The following is a 4,950-nucleotide window of genomic DNA, read 5'->3' on the forward strand; positions in this document are numbered from 1 at the left end:
CGCTTGGCTGATCTACGCGGCCCTGACCATTTGGGTGATCTACCGGGTGGTTCGCGGCTGGCTGCGCCTGCGCGCCGAGCAACCGATCTGAAGGTCGCCCCACTGCTCAACTGATACCAGGCTTCGCCGGCCGCTCAGCGGGACCCCATCCGTGGGCACACGTGCCAACGGGCGACAAACGAGTCACCCACCGCGCGGCGAATCTTGCCCCCACTCGCCCAGCGGCGCCGGGCAGCCGATTGTTGCCATGCGATAATCGTCCCCGTAGTCACCCCGAGGAACGCGCTCCATGGCCGCCGTCGACCGCCCCATCGCCCCACTCTGGCCCCCCAACATCGCCGACGGCCTGCCGAGCCTATTCGTACGATTAGGTTGGCTAGGGGTGTGGACGCAGGTGCTGATCATCGGTGCCGACGCCGCCTTCATGGGCATCTTCCTGCTCTCCGGCGACCGCGCCGCGGAGGGTGTAGGCCTGCGAGGTGTGCTGGTGGTGGCGGGCTTGCTCGTCATGTGCTTCACCACGGTTTGGTTCTTCCGCTACGCCCAGCTCGGCCGCGGCATGATCGACCCGAAAAACTTCCCGGACTACGACAAGGTGGTGAGCACCCTCTGGGTGGGCCTGTGGGCGAGCGTGGTCGGCATCGGGCTTTCCCTGCTGCTGCTCTACCTCGCCGTGGGGCGACTGCTGCTCTCGCTCCTGGCGGCGCCCCAGGTGGGCGCGGCAATGGCGAACAACGCCGCTCCGGGCGCCACAGTGTCCGCCTTCGATGGCGCTGCGCTGATGGGTTCGCTCATCGTGCTCACCGCCGAAATGGCGATCATCGCCATGACCCTCCTACTACTCTTCCGTACGACGGGTCACGGCCGCGCCTCAGACGGCTGATCCGACTCCACCGGCGGTGGCGCCTCGAGCGACACCCGGCGTAGGCGCCTCATGTCCACGGTCGTCGGATGCTCCTCACCCAGCACTTGCGTAAGGCCGTTGATCGAGCGGGTGAATTCTTCATCGGCGGCGGTAAGACGCCCCTGACTGGCGAGCAGCGAGCCGTAGTTGCCGCGTGCGATCAGCACCACGAAGTGCTGCTCCCCCAAAATCTCATCCGCGCGGCTAAGTGCCCGTGCAAACTCGGCAGCCGAGCGATCGTAATCGAAGGCGTCCTTGAGGATAGCCGCCAGGCGAAGACGCGACTCGATCACCTCCGGGTGATCCTCGCCGAGCACCCGCTCGCGTATGCTGACCACCGCCTGTGCGTGGCTTACGGCCTCCTCCATGCGATCCAAGTTGTTGTAGGCATCGGCGAGGTTGCCTCGGGCAACCAAGGTGGCGCGGGCACCTTCACCCAGCACTCTCGTCTGTCGGGCGACCACGTCTTCCAACAAGGGCATGGACTCTTCCCAGCGATCCTGCACACTCAAGCTGGCCGCAAGATTGGCCTGCGAGGTGAGCGTGTCACCGTGGTTCGGCCCTAGCAGCTCGCGCCGCATCTCAACGTTGAGTCGAAGCTGCTCCTCCGCAAGACCGTACTCGCCGCGTCGAAAATGCACGCCCGCCATTTGGGAGACGATGTGCTGCGTCAGCTCGTGGCGCTCTCCCCAACGCGCGCGAGCACGCGACAACGCCTGCAGGTAGTACCCTTCCGCTTCGTCGATTTGTGCCTGAACGAAGTGCGTCGCGCCGATATCGCTGAGCCTGCGCACGGTCTCCTCATGACGCTCACCGAGGATCGACTCATTGATGGCGAACGATTGCTGTAGCTGGGAGAGCGCTTCGTCGTAGTAAGCCAGCTCGCGGTAGGTATTGCCGATCGTGGCGCGGATCGCCGCCTCCACGGCCGGCTCTGCGGACAGCTCGCTGGTCGGATCGTCCAGGCTGGCCACCGCCTGATCCAGCACTTCACGCACCGTGACGTCGCGGCCCTGCGCCTGGTCGGGACTCACCGCCGCCAGCATCTCCACCACGAAGGTCGACACGGAGGATGCCCGCCGGGACTCGCGGGCCGCCACCTGCCCCTGCCACGCCGCCACCCCGAGGCCACCGATCAATGAGGTCAGGACGAGCACGGCGGCGCCGACGGCCAGGCGGTAGCGCTTGAGAAAGCGACCGAACAGATAGGTCGCGCTGTCCGCGCGCGCACTGATAGGTTGCCCTGCCAGGTGCCGGCGAAGGTCATCGGCCAGGGCACCCGCGGATCGGTAGCGGCGCTCGGGCGTCTTGGCCAGACACTTCAGGGTGATCACATCGAGATCGCCCTGAAGCTGACGATGCAGCCGCTGACTCAACGCAATCTTAGGCGAGGACTCGGGGCCCGTGACGAGCGCCGTGGAGGGCCGCACCGGTTGCTCACGCAGGACCGCCTCGTAGATCTCCACCGGCGAGCGCCGGCCAAGGTCGTAGGGACGACGCCCCGTCAGCAGCTCGAACAGGATGCCGCCGAGCGCGTAGACGTCCGTCGCCGCCGTGATCGGCTCGTGCATGAGCTGCTCGGGCGCACCGTACTCAGGCGTAAGCAGGGCCATACTGGTCTGGGTGACGGGCGCGCGCTCGTTAGCCCCGTCGCCCTCCTCCAGCCACTTCGCGATGCCGAAGTCGAGCAGGCGCGGCTCGCCGTCCTCGGTCACCAGGATGTTGCCGGGCTTGAGGTCACGATGGACGATGAGGTTACGGTGCGCGTACTCCACCGCATCGCACACTTGCACGAACAGTCGCAGGCGAGCCTCGAGGGAGAGGCCGTGGCGCTCCACGTAGGTGAACAGGCTCTCGCCCTCCACGTACTCCATCGCGAAGTACGCCTGCCCGTCCTCGCTCACGCCACCGTCGAGCAGACGCGCGATGCCGGGATGCTGCAGCCGAGCGAGTACCTGGCGCTCGAAGAGGAAGCGCCGACGGGTGGCCTCGCTATCGAGTCCTTGCTTGACGAGCTTGAGCGCCACGCGCTGATCGAATTGCCCGTCGGCCCGAGACGCCAGATACACCACGCCCATGCCACCGCGCCCCAGCACGCGTTCCGGCTGGTAGGGGCCTATCGGCGTCAAGCGCTCGGCGTTGGCTTCCGCCGCCGCCCAGTCGCCGGCGGCCTCGCCGAGCTGGGTGGCCAGAATCGACGGTGCTCCGTCGTCGTGCTCGGCCAGCAATCCCTGCAGCTCCCGACGGACCGGATCTGGCTCCTCGACGAGGCTCGCCACGAACGCGTCGCGCTCCTCCTGCGGCAACGGGATGGCAGCCTCGAACAGGGTACAGACGTGCTCCCATTGCTCCGGGGTCATAGGGCCCTCCGTGACCGTCCTGCGGATACGCGGAGTATGGCCGATCGAGCCTCTTAGGGTGTGGGTCAGGGGGGCGGACGGTCGATCGCCATCGTCAGCAGCTCGGCTGTCTGCTCATGGCCGACGCTGCGCGCATGATCGACGATCGCTGCCAGCGCGTCCGGCGCGGGACGGAAGCCTGGATCGTGGCGCAGGCAAGCTTCGGTCACCTCCATGGCCCTCTGCAACTGACCTACCAGCACGAGGCGATCGATGAAGGTGTGCGAGTAGGCCAGCATGACGTCGGGCAGATGCCACCCACGCACCCGCTCGAAGAGCAGTTCGTAGCCTTCGAGCCGATAGCCGTCCGCCGCGACCAACCGCCCCATCGCCGCCAGCCCCGAGGAGAGTTCGCCCTGGCGTACGAGGCGGTAGATACGGTCGAGCTCCTCGTCCCAATCGTGCTGCTCGTAGACGCGATCTGCGATTTCGCGGCGATCCACGTAGGTGCTCACCGCGAAGGGAAGCTCCCGCCGATGCAGATGCAGCACGCGACCGCTGAGGTCGAACACCGCGAGGAGCATGTACATGAGCAAGAAGCGCGAGACCAACGGAATCGCTAGCCAGTGATCCGCCAGCGCGGTGAGCCCGTAGAGCCCCACGGTAATCGCCATCACTGCCCCGTACGAGATCCCAAGGGTCAACACCAACTGGGCGATGGCGAGCGGGTTGATCGCTGAGAACAGCGAGCCGGTCGCCCCCATCAGGCCGATCGTGGCGGGCGCTACGCCGGCCATGATCCCGGCCACCATGACGCCCGACAAACCGAGATCCACACGAAGCCACCAGGCGAGGGCGATCAGCAGCGAGGCGTGCAGCAGGTAGGGAGGTGCCATCGCGAGGTTGAAGTGCCCGATCTCGACGGACGGCGGCTCCGGCGCCCCCTCCGCCGCGGACGCTGCCAGCACGTAGGGATAGCGGATAAGCGCGCCGAGCAGTACCACCGCCAACCAGAGGCCGACCAGATCGAAGATCAACGATCGCAGCTCGATCGTGGAGAGAATGGTCGGCAGTTTCTCGGGGACGCGGAAATAGCGCTCACCCCTGCGAGCGATCGGCGTGATGCTCCACAACAGGGAGAAGAACCCAGCCCCCAACAGGATGACGGGCTGGCGCAGGCCGTTCAGCAGGCTGACCACCCTACGAGAGCATTTTGAGGCTACACATCGCGCTCGCAGTCTACGGAGGCACGCGCGCCAAAGCGACCGCGTGCCTCCCGCGAAGGCCTATCCGGCTCGGTCGTAGGCCTCGCGCAACCACCCGACGAGGGCCGCATCCACCTCGTCCACGCTGGCGACGCGCACCCGATGGCTCACCATCCCACTGAAGCTCCCCGAGGCCTCCAGGCGCGCCGTCGGCTTCACGCCGGGGAGCTGCACGCCGACATCCACGCGGGTCTTCGTCGACGGCTGAACCAACGCGAACTGCTTGGCCCGACGCAAGCTGACCGCGGTCTTCTTCGGCGCGATCTCCACATCCCCACCGAACTCGCCGACGGCACTCAGGATCGCCTCGAGGATCGGCCTCAGCCCAGCCTTCGGCCCGGCGTACTGCGCATCCACGAGGTCGCCCTCCCCGCCGGCGGCCGGTGCGGCCAGGGCCTTGTGTGCGATGAGGTTGGCGAAGCCGTGGGTCACGCCGTGCTCA

The 4,950-nt window shown here is 66.9% G+C and carries 4 protein-coding genes; 1 reads left to right on the forward strand and 3 read right to left on the reverse strand.

Annotated elements, in window-relative coordinates:
- Positions 1-289: 289 nt before the first annotated feature.
- Positions 290-883, forward strand: a complete 594-nt coding sequence (locus tag AAF184_24690) for a DUF3611 family protein (protein MEO0425555.1) — start codon at positions 290-292, stop codon at positions 881-883.
- Here the strand turns inward: AAF184_24690 and AAF184_24695 are convergent.
- The 3 genes from AAF184_24695 to AAF184_24705 all read right to left on the reverse strand — a co-directional run.
- On the reverse strand, positions 859-3,264 hold the full coding sequence (locus AAF184_24695) for a serine/threonine-protein kinase (protein MEO0425556.1): 2,406 nt from the start codon (positions 3,262-3,264) through the stop codon (positions 859-861). The genes AAF184_24690 and AAF184_24695 overlap by 25 nt on opposite strands.
- 65 nt (positions 3,265-3,329) lie before the next feature.
- Complete coding sequence (locus tag AAF184_24700; GenBank protein MEO0425557.1) at positions 3,330-4,442, reverse strand: hypothetical protein; 1,113 nt, start codon at positions 4,440-4,442, stop codon at positions 3,330-3,332.
- Between the two features lie 87 nt (positions 4,443-4,529).
- Positions 4,530-4,950: DUF5655 domain-containing protein (locus AAF184_24705; protein ID MEO0425558.1), on the reverse strand; the 421-nt coding region annotated here is incomplete at its 5' end.

The sequence above is a fragment of the Pseudomonadota bacterium genome (assembly GCA_039815145.1).
Lineage (GTDB): Bacteria > Pseudomonadota > Gammaproteobacteria > Steroidobacterales > JBCBZW01 > JBCBZW01.

Coding starts and splice junctions, on each gene's coding strand:
- AAF184_24690 (MEO0425555.1), top strand. CDS start 290: ATGGCCGCCGTCGACCGCCCCATCGCCCCACTCTGGCCCCCCAACATC.
- AAF184_24695 (MEO0425556.1), bottom strand. CDS start 3,264: ATGACCCCGGAGCAATGGGAGCACGTCTGTACCCTGTTCGAGGCTGCC.